The following is a 15,022-nucleotide window of genomic DNA, read 5'->3' as shown; positions in this document are numbered from 1 at the left end:
TCGATGCGCGATGACGGGCTGGTTCAGATGCGACACGCTTACAAGTCTTGAGTCTTCTCGTCCTTTTTCTCGTTGACGACGACCGGATCACGCGCCTGCTCTCTGGCGACAAACAGCTCCACCGAGCGGTCATTGGCGGTCATCATTTTCTCGAAGGTGCGGTCGCCGCCGCCCTCAGCCAAAACCACGGAAGACATCAGCAGCGCTGCTGCAAAAGTACTGATTTGTGTGAGTTTCATGTTTGATTCCTCGCTAAGTAACTGACGGGATCAAGGTAACAATCCGAACCTATCGTGACGGTGGCGGGGAAATTACATATCCGTTATCTCCTCATCCCGCCGATGCGCGAGTTGATACAGCGCCGGCAATATCAGCAGCGTGAGGATGGTCGAGGACAGGATTCCGCCGATCACTACGGTCGCCAACGGACGCTGCACCTCCGCACCCGTACCGGTCGCCAGCGCCATCGGGATAAAACCCAGGGACGCCACCAGCGCGGTCATCAACACCGGGCGCAAACGCGTCAGCGCGCCTTCGTTGATCGCGTCAGACAGCGAACGCCCCTCCTCGCGCAGATTGCGAATGAAGGCAATCATCACCAACCCGTTGAGCACCGCCACCCCGGACAGCGCGATAAACCCTACACCCGCCGAAATCGACAACGGAATATCGCGCAGCCACAGCGCCATGACGCCACCGGTCAATGCAAACGGGATTCCGGTAAACACCAGCAAGCCGTCCTTGAGGTTGTTGAACATCATGAACAGCAGCCCGAACACCAGCAGCAACGCCACCGGCACCACGATCTGCAAGCGCTTGGCCGCCGATTGCAATTGCTCGAACTGCCCGCCCCAGTTGATCCAGTAACCGGCCGGGATCTGCACATCGCGCTCAATCGTGGTGCCGGCCTCGCTGACGAACGAGCCGATGTCACGCCCACGCACGTTGGCGCTGACGATCACCAGGCGCTTGCCGTTTTCGCGGCTGACCTGATTCGGCCCCAACACCAGGTCGAGGCTGGCGACTTCATTCAACGCGATAAACCCGATCTGATTGGCCGCACCATTAATAGCCGGCACTGGAATCAATAACGCCGACAGTCCGTCAATATCCTTGCGCATCGCATCGGACAAACGCACCACCATGTCGAAGCGGCGGTCGCCTTCATACAGCGTACCGGCCTGACGCCCACCGACTGCGACGGCAATCGTGTCCTGCACATCGCCAACGTTGAGCCCGTAACGCGCAGCCTTGTCGCGATCAATGTTGATGGTCAGCACTGGCAGTCCGGTGGTCTGCTCGACCTTGACCTCGGCGGCGCCAGTCACCTTCTGCATGGCCGTAGCGATCTTGGCAGCCGTGGCATTCAGCACAGCCATGTCGTCACCAAACACCTTGACCGCCACGTCACTGCGCACCCCAGAGATCAGTTCGTTGAAGCGCAACTGGATTGGCTGCGACAGTTCATAGTTGCTGCCCGGCAACGTCGCCGCCGCTGCCTGCAACTCGGCCATCAGCGTCTCGCGCGACTTGTCCGGGTCCGGCCACTGGTCTTTTGGCTTGAGCATCACGTAGCTGTCGGAGATGTTCGGCGGCATCGGATCGGAAGCGATTTCGGCGGTACCGGTGCGAGCGAACACACGCTCGACCTCCGGCACTTTGCCAAGGATCACGGTTTCCAGACGCTGCTGCATGTCTACCGATTGCGTCAGACTGGTGCCCGGTACGCGCAAGGCTTGCAGGGCGAAATCGCCTTCGCTGAGACTCGGTACGAACTCGCTGCCCATGCGGCTGGCGACTGCACCACTGAGCACCACCACAACCAATGCCGCAGCCACCGCAAAACGCTTGTGGCCCATGACCCAGCTCAACGCCGGTGCGTACAGCTGGCGCGCGCCGCGCATCACCACACCTTCTTTTTCCTGGACCTTGCCAGTGACGAACAACGCAATCGCCGCCGGTACAAAGGTCACCGACAACAGCATCGCGCCGAGCAAGGCGATAACCACGGTGAAGGCCATCGGGTGAAACATTTTCCCTTCGACGCCACTGAGGGCAAAGATCGGCAGGTACACCACCATGATGATCAACTGGCCGAAAATCAGCGGTCGCCGCGCCTCTTTGGCCGCTGCGAACACTTCATGAAAGCGCTCGGAGCGAGTCAGCAAACGCCCGTATTTCTGCTGCGCATGAGCCAGCCTGCGCAAGGTGTTTTCGACGATCACCACCGCGCCATCGACGATGATGCCGAAGTCCAGCGCGCCGAGGCTCATCAGGTTGGCACTGACCTTGTTGGTGAACATGCCGGTGAAGGTGAACAGCATCGACAGCGGAATCACCATCGCCGTAATCAGCGCCGCGCGGATGTTGCCGAGGAACAGGAACAGGATCGCGATCACCAGAATCGCGCCTTCGATCAGGTTCTTTTTCACCGTGGCGATGGCTTTGTCCACCAGGTGCGTGCGGTCGTAAACCGGCACCGCGACCACGCCTTGGGGCAACGAGCGGTTGATCTGCTCAAGCTTGGCGGCGACGGCGCGCGACACCGTACGGCTATTCTCGCCAATCAGCATGAACACCGTGCCAAGCACCACTTCCCGGCCGTTCTCGGTGGCGGCGCCGCTGCGCAGCTCGCGGCCGATGTCGACGGTGGCGACATTACGTATCCGGATCGGCGTGCCATCGACATTGGCCATGACGATATTGGCGATGTCCTCGGTGCTGGCGACCTGGCCCGGCGCGCGAATCAGCAATTGCTCGCCGCTGCGCTCGATGTAACCGGCGCCGACGTTGGCGTTGTTGCGTTCCAGCGCAGTCACCAGATCGGTGAGGGTCAGTTTGTAAGCGGCAAGTTTTTTCGGATCGGGCGCGATCTGATATTCCTTGGCAAACCCGCCGATGGTGTTGATCTCGGCCACACCAGCGACGTTGCGCAACTGCGGCTTGATGATCCAGTCCTGAATCACCCGCAGATCGGTCGGCGTGTACGGCGTGCCGTCATCCTTGCGCGCGCCCTCCTGCGCTTCCACCGTCCACAGGAAAATCTCGCCGAGGCCGGTGGAAATCGGCCCCATCACCGCGTCTACGCCTTCGGGCAGTTGCTCCTTGGCGGCCTGCAAACGTTCGTTGACCAACTGCCGGGCGAAGAACAGATCAGTGCCGTCCTTGAAAATCACCGTGACCTGCGACAGCCCCGAACGCGACAGCGAGCGGGTCTGTTCCAGCGCCGGCAAACCGGCCATCGCGGTTTCAATCGGGAAGGTGATGCGCTGCTCGGTTTCCAGTGGCGAGAACCCGGCAGCGCCGGTGTTGATCTGCACCTGGACGTTGGTGATATCCGGCACAGCGTCGATCGGCAGCTTTTGATAGCTGGCGATGCCGAGGCCGGCCATGAGCAAAACGGCGAGCAGCACGATGATGCGCTGCTCGATGGCAAACTGGATCAGGCGTTCGAACATGAGAATCTTCTCGTCGAGGGGCGGATCAATGGGAATGCTCGGCCGAGGCCTTGCCCAGTTCCGATTTGAGAACGAAGCTGCCGGCGCTGGCGATTTGCACGCCGGCATCCAGCCCCTGAGTGATTTCCACCTGACCGCCCGCACGATTGCCGAGCGTCACCACTTGCGTCTTGAAGCCGTCGGCGGTGCGCACGAACACCGTGGGTTTGTCCTCGACGGTCTGGATCGCCGCTTCGGGCACCGCGACCTTGACCTGACGGCTGTCGGTGGCGACCAGCGCAGTCACAAACAAGCCCGGACGCCACGCGCCTTGCGGGTTGGCGAGGGTCACGCGGACTGTCGCAGTGCGCGTCTGCTCGCCCAGCAGACTGCCGACGTAGGCCACCGTGCCTTGAACTTCGGCGTTGAGTTCTGCCGCGCTGATCGTCACCGGTTTGCCCACCTGGACCCGATTCAAATCCTTGGGTGAAACGCCAAACGTCACCCAAACGCGCGACAGATCGGAGAGCGTGAACGCGGCACTGGTTTCATCAACCACCTCCCCCGGCGTCAGGTGTTTTTCCACCACCACGCCGTCGAATGGCGCGCGCAGTTCATAGCGATTGCCGCCATTGGCGGCCGTGCTGCCACTGAGTACGCCGTTTTTTTGCCGGGCGTTGTTCAGGGCAATTTCCGCTTCTTCCAACGCTTGGCGCGCCTGCAGGAAATCCTGTTCGGCGGAGATCTTGTCCTGCCACAAGGTTTTCTCGCGCTCATAAGTCGTGCGCGCCAGCACCAATCGACGTTGCGCCGCAGCCTGCTCGCTGCGTTGATCGGAGATCTGCTGACTGGCGATCACCGCCAGCAACTGGCCCTTCTTCACCGATTGCCCGAGATTGACCGCCACCGACTCGACCACTCCCGGCACCCGAGGCACCACGTGCGCGGTGCGATCTTCGTCAAAGCGCACTTCGGCCGGGAACGGCAACGCCAGACTGATGTTCTGCGCCCGCGCTTGCGCAAGGCCAATACCGGCCGCCGCAATCTGTTCGTCAGTCAACGTCAGATGCCCTTCTTCACTGTCGCCTTCGACATGCTCTGCGCTTTGCGCTGCGTGCTCGTCGGCGTGATCGGCGTGCTCCGCTGCTTCATCGGCATGCGCGTCGCTGGAGGAATGCGCTGAATCGCCGAGCCACGTCGAGCCAATGCCAATCCCCAGCGCCAAAGTCGCCACAGCGACCACTATCAGTTTTTTGTCCATGCGAACTCCTCTGCGTCAGGCCAGCGCGCAGTGCTTTGAAAGTGAGATTCAGGGGCTGACGCCGAATGCGCCGAGGTCACCGAAGATGCGTTCGATGCGCACGCGGGCGTCAGTCGCTTCGGCGACGGCCTGGATGTATTGGGTACGCGCGCTGATCAACGTGCGCTGGGCGTCGAGTACATCGAGAAAGCCGAACTTGCCCATCTCGAAACCGCGTGTGGCGCTGTCGACGGCACTCTGCGCGGCCGGCAACACGGTCTGGTTGAATGCACTGGCCTCGCCATTGGCGGTCTGCCACTGCGCCAGCGTGGTCTGGATTTCAGTGCGCAGGCGCAGCTCGGTGGCGTTGCGCAGATCGCGCGCCTGATCGCTGCGTCGGGCGGCGGCCAGAACGTTGCCCTGATTGCGGTTGAACAACGGAATCGGCATCGACAAGCCGACCACGTTGACTCGCTCGCGCTCAAGTTCGCTGTACTGACTGCCGACGCTCACCGTCAGATCAGGAATCCGCTGGGCTTTTTCCAGTCCCAACGAAGCCTCGCGCTGATCAATCTGCAACGCCGCCAGACGCAGGTCGGCGGTTTGATTCAGACGTTCCAGCAAGGTTGTCGAGGACGGTGCAGCCGGAAGGCTTTGCGTAGCGCTCGGCACAACGGTCGACACCGCCAATGGCGCGCCCATGACTTGCGCCAATTGCTGATAGGCATTGGCCCGATCGCGCTCGGCCCGGCTCAACTCCAGCCGCACCTCGGACAGTTGCACTTGCGCCCGCGTGCCTTCGACCGGCGAGGATTTTCCTGCCGTGATTCGTCCTTGGGCCACACGCAAACTGTGCTCGGTCAATGCCAAAGACTGACGCGACAATTGCAGCCGCTGCTCAGCGGTTTGCACGCTGGAAAACGCTTGAATCACATCCGCGCGCAAGCCGTTGCGCTTGCGCTCCAGTTCAATCCCGGCGGCATCCTGTGCGCGACTGGCGACACCAATGCGCGCACCGCGCTTGCCGCCCAGTTCAAGCGGCTGGCTGAGCATTACCGTGGTGGTGCGCGATTCGCGGCGAGTGTCCTCGGCTTCCCAGGACACCTCGGGATTGGGGATCAAACCGGCCTGACGCCGCTCACCTTCGGCGATGCCGATCTCCCATTGCGCCGCTGCAAGATCCGGGTTGCCGGCGAAGGCCGTTTGCAACGCCTGATCGAGGGTCAATGTGGCGCCAGACGCAGCCGTCGGGCCGGCCAGCATTAACAGGCAGGCGACAGTTATCACCTGCCGCGTTTTTTTCAGGCGTGAGCGCGCCGTCAGTTCTATTAAACCGGGCAATGGCGTATTTCCTTTAGATCAGGATTCAATTGCCGCCACGGTAGAGTTTTGAACTTATCGACAAGGTGACTGCAACATTACAAATCCGTTATCCAGAGTTGCAGCGAACAGTTTTGCACTAGCATGCGCAGAGTTTGTCGAGCATTTGGCAATACAAAGAAACAAATGGATAGTCGCAGAGCGCTGATTTAACGGCAGTTCTGTTGACTCTTCTGTTGACTCTGTAGCCACTACAGCCTTTACCTTGCGCGCCTGTTATCGGAGAAACAGCTGTAGGACAACAGAACTAAACCGTTCGGAAGCCCATACAAAAACAATAACTTTCCCGACCACCTTAATTACTGACCCATTAAATAAAAGTGGTGATTGATCATGCGAATCCTTGTCGTCGAGGACGAGCTTAAAACTGCCGAGTATTTGCATCAGGGTCTGACCGAAAGTGGTTATATCGTCGACCGTGCAGCCACCGGCGCCGATGGACTGCATCTGGCGCAGCAGCAGGTATATGACCTGGTGATTCTTGACGTGAATCTGCCGGAACTGGATGGCTGGGGTGTGCTTGAGCAACTACGCCGCACGCGCTCCACGCGGGTGATGATGCTCACCGCGCGCGGGCGGCTGGCCGACAAGATTCGTGGACTGGATCTGGGCGCCGACGACTATCTGGTCAAACCCTTCGAGTTTCCCGAATTGCTCGCGCGGGTGCGCAGCCTGATGCGTCGCAGCGAAAACATTCCGCAGCCGCAAGTCTTGAAAGTCGCCGATCTGGAACTCGATCCTGGACGCCACCGCGCCTTTCGCGGCGAGCAGCGCATCGACCTGACCACCAAGGAATTCGCCCTGCTGCATCTATTGATGCGCCAATCCGGGGAAGTGTTGACGCGCACTCAGATCATTTCGCTGGTGTGGGACATGAACTTCGACTGCGACACCAACGTGGTCGAAGTGTCCATCCGCCGTTTGCGAGCGAAGATCGATGACCCGTTCGACAGCAAATTGATCCACACCCTGCGCGGCGTCGGTTATGTGCTGGAGGCGCGAGAATGAAGCCGGCCAGTCTGTCGCTGCGCCTGGGTTTGACGGTGAGTATTCTTGGGGCGCTGCTGGTGGTGTTCCTGGCGATCCTGGCGTATTTCGCCCTGACCCATGAATTGAATGCGCTCTCCAGAGACAGCCTGCAAAAGAAGATGGAGCAGGTCGAACACAGCCTGTCGCTGTACGCCGACGTCGGCGAAATCAGTGCGAAACCGCATATTCTGCTCGATCAGGTAATGGGCCACGACAACCTGACACTGACCATTTATGACCAGCACAAATTGCGCACGCCGCTGCTCAAATCCGGCTCCGGCATGGCCGATCCGCGCCTTGAATTGAAAGCGGTGCGTGCCTCATCCGAGCAACTGCTTTACACCAGCAGCACCGATGCCGAGGGCGCGAAATTCCTCACTGCCTCAAGGCTGATCGCCATCAAGAACGGCAGCCGCGTCGCGGTGCTGTTATCCACCGACAACGCTCATGATCAGGCCCTGCTCAGCGCTTATCTGCGCTCGACGCTGATTGCCTTGCCGTTGCTGCTGATCTTCATCGGCCTGAGCGCGTGGGGCGCGGTGCAGCGCGGGCTGGCGCCGTTGCGCGAATTTCGCAAAGTGGCGGCGCGGGTGACCACGCAGGATCTGGATCATCGGCTATCGATGGTGAACATGCCGCAAGAGTTGAGCGAGCTGGCACGCGGTATCAACTTTATGCTCGATCGCCTCGACAGCGGCGTGCAGCAGTTGTCACAGTTCTCCGACGACCTCGCCCACGAACTGCGCTCGCCGATCAACAACCTGATGGGCAAGGCGCAGGTGACGCTGTCGCGCGAGCGCACGCCGGATGAGTACAAAGACGTGCTGGTGTCGTGCATCGAGGAGTTGGAGCGCGTCGCACGGATCGTTTCCGACATGCTGTTTCTGGCGCAGGTCAGTCAGCCGATGGCGCTCGCCAGCTTTGAGCCGGTCGCACTGGAAGTGGAAACATTGAAGGTCGCAGAACTGTTTTCGCTGTCGGCACAAGACAAGCACATCAGCCTGAATGTGCAGGGCAGCGCATCGGTACGGGGGGATCGGTTGATGATCCAGCGGGCGATTTCGAATCTGCTGTCCAACGCCTTGCGCCATTGCCCGGCCGGACATGCTGTCTCATTGGTGATTGAACCCAGCGCTACGCAGATTTCACTGAGGGTGAGCAATCCCGGCCCAGGCATTGAAGCCGAACATCTGCCGCATCTGTTCGACCGTTTTTATCGGGTCGACAGCAGTCGCTCGCGCACTCAAGGCAGTACTGGCCTCGGTTTGGCCATCGTACGCTCGATCATGAGCCTGCATCAGGGAGAAGCACAGGTTGCAAGCGTGCCGGGCGGGATCACGGCGTTCACGCTGGTGTTTCCTGGCTACGAACAAGCCGATTTTTGTGCGCAGAACTCTCGCTCCCTATAGGAAAAATCATCGCGTACGCCGTCCGGATTCAGGTGCAAATGACTTCGCGCGATTCTGCTGCCCCCCTCAGCTGAAATGTCTTACGCACTTCGGAACCAAAACCGCGCCGGCAGTTAATCCTTGCGATGCAGCGGGGGCTTATTTGTCGCTCAACCGGATTCGCTGTTTACTCGCGGCAGCGTGCGCCAGAGAGGCTTCGAGCCACCCGAACCGGGCACCTGGCAAGCGTCAATTCACGGATTATCAGTACATATTTCGACATGCTGAAAATCCCGAAACTGAAACGTCTGGACATTTTTGACCGTTGCTCCGCTGCGCCTTTAGATTTGGCTCGTGCTTGAAACAGCACATCCAACCAACCGAAAAGGAGCAACACACATGGGCTACATGGGAAGCGCCAACGCCAATCCGATCGTTGAACTCGACGAGGAACAAACCCCGACACCGGAGCAGATCGAAGCGCTGCAACTGACTGAAGAAGAGCGCACCGAACTGGACGCCGAGTAACAAAAAACGGGGGCTTCACGCCCCCGTTTTCTTTTACAGGAAGGGAATCATGGACAACACAAGGATTGCCGAGCGCGAGCTGACGGCGGATCAGGCACAACAGCGTATCGATGCCGAGCTGTTCCGGCTGGGCATTGCTTCGACCACCCGGACACTCGGCCGTAATGTCGTCTGCGTACAGGCGATCTTGCGCGACAGCCATGGTCGCCAGGCCCGCGGAGCAGGCAAAGGCTATGCCGAACACGCACGCCTCGGCGCACTCTACGAAACCCTCGAACATTATTGGAGCGACGACCTGCGCCCTGCCGATGCGCACTATCAGACAGGCCGCTATTTTTCCGACACCCCGCTGTTTGCCGATGACTCGGTACTGCGTCTGGTTGCCGGGCAGCAAAACCGCGGGATTGCTTGTCGCACCTATACCTGTCCAGCACAAACAGTCGAGTTTTCCTATCCGCTGGCCCTTACCTCGCCTGCGTATATCCAGCAGCGCTTTACCCGAGACACCACCAACTACCGTGCTCTGCAACGCTACGCCAGCAACAGCGGCACCGCGATCGGCGCCAGCTATTACGAAGCGGTACTGCACGCTGCCAATGAATGCATCGAACGCGATGCGCTCTCGCTGTTCCTGCTGAATCACTTCTACTACCAGAACCATTTGCCGCTACGCCGGGTGGCACGCCTCGATCAGAGCGACAGCCTCGGCCGTTCATGGGCGGATGCCGAGCAAGAGATCGGCGGCTCTATCGTATTGCTGGATATCAGTAACGAATTCAAGGCGCGAACCTTTTTGGCCTTCTCCAGCGCAGCCGGCGCGCTGCCTCGTGTGTTTGGCACCGGTTGCTCACTCGATGCCCGCCACGCGGCATGGCGGGCGCTGAGCGAACTGGTGCAACTGCATCTCGCCGCGACGCAAACCGAATACCGAAAAGCTTTGGGCAATGCACAGCGGCATCTGGTGCCTTTCCCGCGACTGCTGCGCTGCGTACGGTTCGATCCGCATGCATTACTGCATGTGTGCCCACATCGCGAGGTGACACTGCGCGATCCCGTTGAACAAACGTCCCTGGCCGAGCAGGTTGACTACTTGTTGCGCGATCTGCACAACCACGGACGCACGCCAGGCGTCTGCATTCTCAAGCAGACCGAACTGGGCACCACGCTGGCCAACGTTGTCATTCCGGGCCTTGAGCGCTTCTTTGTGGTGTCCAGCGGCAACGTTGTCATCCCGCAAGTTCGCGGTCGCCGTCTAGAGGCGCACCGCCGATGAACGTGGAAATCGATCACGCTCGAGAGCATGCGCTGGGGCTGTCCATGGCAAACCACATCAAAAAGTCCGCTGCGTTGAGTTGCTATGTCGAGCCAGTGGCCAACGGGCTACACCAGGTGTTTTTCCTGCGCGTGGCGGGTCGCGACTGGGTAGGACGCAAAGTTCTTCAACGAGCGGACAACGGTCGTTGGCATTCGAGCAGTGCGCTGAAACCCTCGATGTTGCTGGGACCGCATGTCGAGTCGCAGTGGGGAGATGAAGGTCTGGCGATGTACTTTCAAACGGTCTCGCCAGCGGAAAAAATCGCGGCGCTGGATGCCGCACGCGGCACGCCTGGCAGTGAGATTCAGTTTCCCTTTGCATTGATCGACCGTGTTGACCGGGAGGCCATCTGCCCGCCCGGATTCTGGCAATGCAGCGAGGCGCTGGCCACTGGACTGAACGCTGACGAAGCCCATTTGCGCGAGTATTGCGCTGCGTTGCTGCGGACACTGGTGACGCCAGGTAGATTGATTTATGACCCGGCCTGCTCGACTGGCGAATTCATTGCGCACCTGGCAAGTTCGCTGCCCGACTGCCGCTTCCTCGCCTCTGACCGTTCAGCTTCGATGATCGAACATGCGCGACAGCAGCACGCGGCATTGCCGATCGACTTCCGCTGCCTGGATGCCGGTGATGCCGTCGATGCCGGCCTCCATTGCGACGTATTGATCCTGCGTTTCCTGAACGCCGAAGTCTTGACTCGCCGGCAAGCCCAGTCCGTATTCGAGTCGCTGGTCCACTGCGTGCGGCCTGGCGGCACGATCCTGATCTTCGGCCATACCCCGGTATTGATTGCCGTGTCCTGGCTGGCCGCGACACTCAATCTGCACTTGCAGTCGTGCGTCGCGGGGCGCTCTGGCCAGGCCGAACTGTTCCAGTTCTATCGCCTGACGGTGCCAACAACATGACCTGCTCAACGCACAGTCGAGGCTGCTACATGACCAGTGACCGCCATCAACTCTACTGGGAACGCCATGGAACACCTGGCGCCGAACCGGTGTTTTTCCTGCATGGCGGGCCCGGCGGTCGCTGCAGCCTGCATCATCTGCAATTCTTCGATTTGCGCTGCTTCGACATCGTCCTGAGCGACCAGCGCGGCTGCGGTCGATCAATGCCTTCCGGCGAACTACGCGATAACAACACCGGCCTCTGCGTCGAGGACATCGACGCCTTACGCGAGCATTTCGGCTTCGAAAAAATCAGCGTGCTGGGTGTCTCATGGGGCAGTTGGCTGGCGATTCAGTACCAACAGCGCTACCCGCACGCTGTGCTGAAAACCACGCTGGTGTCGCTGTTTGTACCGTTCCCGGCCAACGTCCGCGCATACGATCAAGCGCTTGATGCGGGGTTATCGGAAGTCACTCCGGGCTCCGCGCACCATCGTGCCAAAGACCTCTATCGGATACTCACCGACGGCTGCCCGACACAACAACATCAGGCCGCCATCGAATGGTTGAAGGCGATCATGCGCCGCTCCGGGCAAACCATCCAGGACAGCACCATCGAGGACTTTGCCGACGAACATGCCGTTCGCGCGATCCGTCTCGAATTGCACTATCACTTGAACGGTTACTTCTTCACCGCGAAGGACGAAGACCTGAGCCTCAACGACAACACCCTGATCATTCAAGGCATCCGCGACGTCCACGGCATGGCCAGCGTGCGCTGGTTGCGCCAGCGCATGAACATCCATTGCCGGTTGCTGCACGCAGGGCACAACGCCTTCGAGAACGCCATCCTGAAAACCGTGCGGCGAGCGTTGAAGCGTGAAATCGAGCGCTAAAAAAACGGCACCTCTCGGTGCCGTTCAGTCCCACAAAAAACGCTTACTTGCGCGCCGCCTCCCACGATTTCAGGAGTTCGTTGTAGCTCACGGTTTCGCCTTTCGGCTTCTCGTTGGCCAGTTTCGGTTTTGGTGCGCCTGGTTGATCGAACCAGTATTGTGCGTCGCGCTCGGGGTTCATTTTCGGACCGCAGGTCGGTTGCACTTTAGAGCGTTCCAGACGGGTCATGATCGCGTCCTGATCCTTGGCCAGGCCGTCGAGTGCCTGTTGCGGGGTCTTGTCGCCGCTGGCGGCTTCGGCGATGTGGCTCCACCACAATTGCGCCAGCCGTGGGTAGTCCGGCACGTTGGTGCCGGTCGGCGACCACTGCACGCGCGCGGGGCTGCGGTAGAACTCGACCAGACCGCCGAGCTTCGGCGCGAGGTCGGTCATGGCTTGCGAGTTGATGTCCGACTCGCGAATCGGCGTCAGGCCGACAATGGTTTTCTTCAGCGACACGGTTTTCGAGGTCACAAACTGCGCGTACAGCCAGGCCGCAAGTTTCTGTTTTTCAGGCGTCGATTTGAGGAACGTCCACGAACCCACGTCCTGATAACCGAGCTTCATCCCCTCCTCCCAGTACGGGCCTTTCGGCGACGGCGCCATACGCCACTTCGGCGTGCCGTCGGCGTTGACCACTGGCAAGCCGGGTTTGGTCATGTCGGCGGTGAACGCGGTGTACCAGAAAATCTGCTGGGCGATGTTGCCCTGAGACGGCACCGGGCCGGACTCGGAGAAGGTCATGCCCGCCGCTTCCGGTGGCGCGTATTTTTTCATCCAGTCGACGTATTTGGTGGTGGCAAACACGGCCGCCGGGCCGTTGGTGTCGCCGCCACGGGTCACGCTGGAGCCGACCGGATGGCAGTCCTCGACGCGAATGCCCCACTCGTCCACCGGCAAGCCGTTGGGCAAGCCTTTGTCGCCGCCGCCAGCCATGGAGAACCAGGCATCGGTGAAGCGCCAACCCAGCGACGGATCTTTCTTGCCGTAGTCCATGTGCCCGTAGATGCGTTTTCCGTCGATTTCCTTGACGTCTTCGCTGAAGAATTTGGCGATGTCTTCATAGGCCGACCAGTTCACCGGCACGCCCAATTCGTAGCCGTACTTTTCCTTGAACTTCGCCTTGAGGTCCGCGCGTTCGAACCAGTCGGCGCGGAACCAGTACAGGTTGGCGAACTGCTGGTCGGGCAATTGGTAAATCTTGCCGTCCGGCGCAGTGGTGAACGAGATGCCGATAAAGTCCTTGAGATCAAGTGTCGGAGAAGTGAAATTCTTGCCCTCGTTAGCCATCAGGTCGGTAATCGACTCGGTTTTGCCGTAGCGAAAGTGCGTGCCGATCAAATCCGAATCGTTGACCCAGCCGTCATAAATCGTCTTGTCCGACTGCATCGCTGTCTGCAGTTTTTCCACCACATCGCCTTCTTGCACCAGGTCGTGGGTCAGCTTGATCCCGGTGATTTCGGTGAAGGCCTTGGCCAGCACTTTGGATTCATATTCGTGGGTGGTCAGGGTTTCCGAAACCACCTTGATTTCCATCCCGCGAAACGGTTCGGCGGCCTTGATGAACCACTTCAATTCCTCAAGCTGTTGCTCGGCCGTCAGGGTCGAGGGTTTGAATTCACTGCCGACCCATTTTTTCGCCGCATCTTCGTAGGCATCGGCCCACGCGGATGCGCTCAAACCGCTGAGTGCCAGCATGGCTGCCAATGAAATGCTATGTCGCAGCTTATTGTTTTTGTCGAACATAGAGACCTCCTGTTTAAGTTGTGGAGCACAATTGCCGAGCGATTCGACTAGCCCCAACGCATCACAGCCAACAGCCACACCAGGGACAGCGCGGACGCGACCCAGATGCTCCAGTCGGTGACGCCGATTACCAGCAAATGCAGGTAGGCGCTGCCGAGAAGACCGATAAACAAGCGATCGCCACGGGTGGTGGCAATCGGCAAAAATCCGCGCCGCAGCACACTCGGCGAGCGCAGTTCCCAAGTGGTCATACCCACCAGGATCAAGCCAATCACAATGAAAAATATGGCCGTGGGGACGGTCCAGCTCATCCATTCCATCATCAGATCCTCAGACCCGGCCCAGGGCAAAGCCCTTGGCCACGTGGTTGCGAACAAACCAGATCACCAGCATGCCGGGGAGAATAGTCAACACTCCCGCCGCTGCCAGTACACCCCAGTCGATACCCGACGCCGAGACTGTGCGCGTCATTACCGCCGCAATCGGCTTGGCATTCACCGATGTCAGGGTGCGCGCCAGCAACAGTTCGACCCAAGAAAACATGAAGCAGAAAAACGCCGTCACGCCGATGCCGGAGCCGATCAGCGGGATGAAAATCTTCACGAAGAACTTGGGAAAACTGTAGCCGTCGATGTAGGCGGTTTCGTCTATTTCCTTGGGCACACCGGACATGAAGCCCTCGAGAATCCATACCGCCAGCGGCACGTTGAACAAGCAGTGCGCAAGTGCCACGGCGATGTGCGTGTCGAACAAGCCAATCGACGAATACAGCTGAAAGAACGGCAGCAGAAACACTGCCGGCGGCGCCATGCGATTGGTCAGCAGCCAGAAAAACAGGTGCTTGTCGCCGAGAAAGCGGTAACGCGAGAACGCATACGCCGCCGGCAATGCCACGCTCAGGGAAATCACAGTGTTGAGGGTGACGTAGTACAGCGAGTTGAGGTAACCGGTGTACCAGCTCGGGTCAGTGAAGATCACCTTGTAGTTCGCCAGCGTGAAATCCTGTGGGAAAAGTGTCAGACCGCTGAGGATTTCGGTATTGCTCTTGAACGACATGTTCAGCAGCCAGTAGATCGGCACCAGCAGGAACAGGATGTAGATCAGCAACGGAATAAGCTTTCTTTTGCTCATGGCCG

13 protein-coding genes are annotated in these 15,022 nt (G+C 59.6%); 6 read left to right on the top strand and 7 right to left on the bottom strand.

The genetic code is table 11. The annotated features are described in order from the left end of the window. Positions 1-38 precede the first annotated feature (38 nt). The 4 genes from ACOI8A_RS19320 to ACOI8A_RS19305 form a co-directional block, all read right to left on the bottom strand. The gene (locus ACOI8A_RS19320; RefSeq protein ID WP_420648984.1) at positions 39-239 is read right to left on the bottom strand and encodes a co-regulatory protein PtrA N-terminal domain-containing protein; all 201 of its coding nucleotides are present in this window, start codon (positions 237-239) and stop codon (positions 39-41) included. 72 nt (positions 240-311) lie between these two features. Continuing rightward, the gene (locus ACOI8A_RS19315) at positions 312-3,458 is read right to left on the bottom strand and encodes a CusA/CzcA family heavy metal efflux RND transporter (RefSeq protein ID WP_420648985.1); all 3,147 of its coding nucleotides are present in this window, start codon (positions 3,456-3,458) and stop codon (positions 312-314) included. 25 nt (positions 3,459-3,483) lie between these two features. After that, positions 3,484-4,698: an efflux RND transporter periplasmic adaptor subunit gene (locus ACOI8A_RS19310; RefSeq protein WP_420648986.1), complete on the bottom strand. Its 1,215-nt coding sequence runs from the start codon at positions 4,696-4,698 to the stop codon at positions 3,484-3,486. 48 nt (positions 4,699-4,746) lie between these two features. Further along, positions 4,747-6,018: a TolC family protein gene (locus ACOI8A_RS19305; RefSeq protein ID WP_420648987.1), complete on the bottom strand. Its 1,272-nt coding sequence runs from the start codon at positions 6,016-6,018 to the stop codon at positions 4,747-4,749. Positions 6,019-6,390: 372 nt separating this feature from the next. Between ACOI8A_RS19305 and ACOI8A_RS19300 the strand changes: the two genes are divergently transcribed. The 6 genes from ACOI8A_RS19300 (at position 6,391) to ACOI8A_RS19275 (ending at position 12,100) form a co-directional block, all read left to right on the top strand. After that, positions 6,391-7,065: a heavy metal response regulator transcription factor gene (locus tag ACOI8A_RS19300; protein WP_420648988.1), complete on the top strand. Its 675-nt coding sequence runs from the start codon at positions 6,391-6,393 to the stop codon at positions 7,063-7,065. Continuing rightward, positions 7,062-8,495 (top strand): heavy metal sensor histidine kinase, encoded by a 1,434-nt coding sequence (locus ACOI8A_RS19295; RefSeq protein WP_420648989.1) that lies wholly within the window; start codon positions 7,062-7,064, stop codon positions 8,493-8,495. The genes ACOI8A_RS19300 and ACOI8A_RS19295 overlap by 4 nt, the downstream gene beginning before the upstream one ends. 378 nt (positions 8,496-8,873) lie before the next feature. Further along, a complete protein-coding gene (locus ACOI8A_RS19290; protein WP_420648990.1) occupies positions 8,874-9,002 on the top strand; it encodes a hypothetical protein in 129 nt (42 codons plus the stop codon). Positions 9,003-9,051: 49 nt separating this feature from the next. Then, positions 9,052-10,275, top strand: a complete 1,224-nt coding sequence (locus ACOI8A_RS19285; RefSeq protein WP_420648991.1) for a YcaO-like family protein — start codon at positions 9,052-9,054, stop codon at positions 10,273-10,275. After that, positions 10,272-11,225 (top strand): class I SAM-dependent methyltransferase, encoded by a 954-nt coding sequence (locus ACOI8A_RS19280; RefSeq protein WP_420648992.1) that lies wholly within the window; start codon positions 10,272-10,274, stop codon positions 11,223-11,225. The genes ACOI8A_RS19285 and ACOI8A_RS19280 overlap by 4 nt, the downstream gene beginning before the upstream one ends. A 29-nt stretch (positions 11,226-11,254) precedes the next feature. Then, positions 11,255-12,100: an alpha/beta fold hydrolase gene (locus ACOI8A_RS19275; protein ID WP_420648993.1), complete on the top strand. Its 846-nt coding sequence runs from the start codon at positions 11,255-11,257 to the stop codon at positions 12,098-12,100. A 43-nt stretch (positions 12,101-12,143) separates the two neighbouring features. On the opposite strand, the gene ACOI8A_RS19270 is transcribed toward ACOI8A_RS19275, so the two are convergent. From ACOI8A_RS19270 to ACOI8A_RS19260, 3 genes are read right to left on the bottom strand one after another with little or no spacing between them, the layout of a single operon-like run. Beyond that, entirely contained in the window at positions 12,144-13,886 is a 1,743-nt protein-coding gene (locus ACOI8A_RS19270) for an extracellular solute-binding protein (protein WP_420648994.1), read from the bottom strand. A gap of 47 nt (positions 13,887-13,933) precedes the next feature. Then, positions 13,934-14,206, bottom strand: coding sequence for a DUF2160 domain-containing protein (locus tag ACOI8A_RS19265; RefSeq protein WP_420648995.1), 273 nt, complete (start codon positions 14,204-14,206; stop codon positions 13,934-13,936). 10 nt (positions 14,207-14,216) lie between these two features. After that, complete coding sequence (locus tag ACOI8A_RS19260; RefSeq protein WP_420648996.1) at positions 14,217-15,017, bottom strand: carbohydrate ABC transporter permease; 801 nt, start codon at positions 15,015-15,017, stop codon at positions 14,217-14,219. Positions 15,018-15,022 lie beyond the last annotated feature (5 nt).

The organism is Pseudomonas sp. P4795, assembly GCF_048822895.1.
Classification (GTDB): Bacteria; Pseudomonadota; Gammaproteobacteria; order Pseudomonadales; family Pseudomonadaceae; genus Aquipseudomonas.
This window is presented reverse-complemented; position numbering and strand designations above follow the sequence as displayed.

Bases quoted from the DNA above. Each gene is read 5' to 3' on its own strand.
- ACOI8A_RS19265 (WP_420648995.1), bottom strand. From the start codon at position 14,206: ATGGAATGGATGAGCTGGACCGTCCCCACGGCCATATTTTTCATTGTG.
- ACOI8A_RS19300 (WP_420648988.1), top strand. From the start codon at position 6,391: ATGCGAATCCTTGTCGTCGAGGACGAGCTTAAAACTGCCGAGTATTTG.
- ACOI8A_RS19260 (WP_420648996.1), bottom strand. From the start codon at position 15,017: ATGAGCAAAAGAAAGCTTATTCCGTTGCTGATCTACATCCTGTTCCTG.
- ACOI8A_RS19285 (WP_420648991.1), top strand. From the start codon at position 9,052: ATGGACAACACAAGGATTGCCGAGCGCGAGCTGACGGCGGATCAGGCA.
- ACOI8A_RS19290 (WP_420648990.1), top strand. From the start codon at position 8,874: ATGGGCTACATGGGAAGCGCCAACGCCAATCCGATCGTTGAACTCGAC.
- ACOI8A_RS19295 (WP_420648989.1), top strand. From the start codon at position 7,062: ATGAAGCCGGCCAGTCTGTCGCTGCGCCTGGGTTTGACGGTGAGTATT.
- ACOI8A_RS19270 (WP_420648994.1), bottom strand. From the start codon at position 13,886: ATGTTCGACAAAAACAATAAGCTGCGACATAGCATTTCATTGGCAGCC.
- ACOI8A_RS19315 (WP_420648985.1), bottom strand. From the start codon at position 3,458: ATGTTCGAACGCCTGATCCAGTTTGCCATCGAGCAGCGCATCATCGTG.
- ACOI8A_RS19310 (WP_420648986.1), bottom strand. From the start codon at position 4,698: ATGGACAAAAAACTGATAGTGGTCGCTGTGGCGACTTTGGCGCTGGGG.
- ACOI8A_RS19320 (WP_420648984.1), bottom strand. From the start codon at position 239: ATGAAACTCACACAAATCAGTACTTTTGCAGCAGCGCTGCTGATGTCT.
- ACOI8A_RS19275 (WP_420648993.1), top strand. From the start codon at position 11,255: ATGACCAGTGACCGCCATCAACTCTACTGGGAACGCCATGGAACACCT.
- ACOI8A_RS19280 (WP_420648992.1), top strand. From the start codon at position 10,272: ATGAACGTGGAAATCGATCACGCTCGAGAGCATGCGCTGGGGCTGTCC.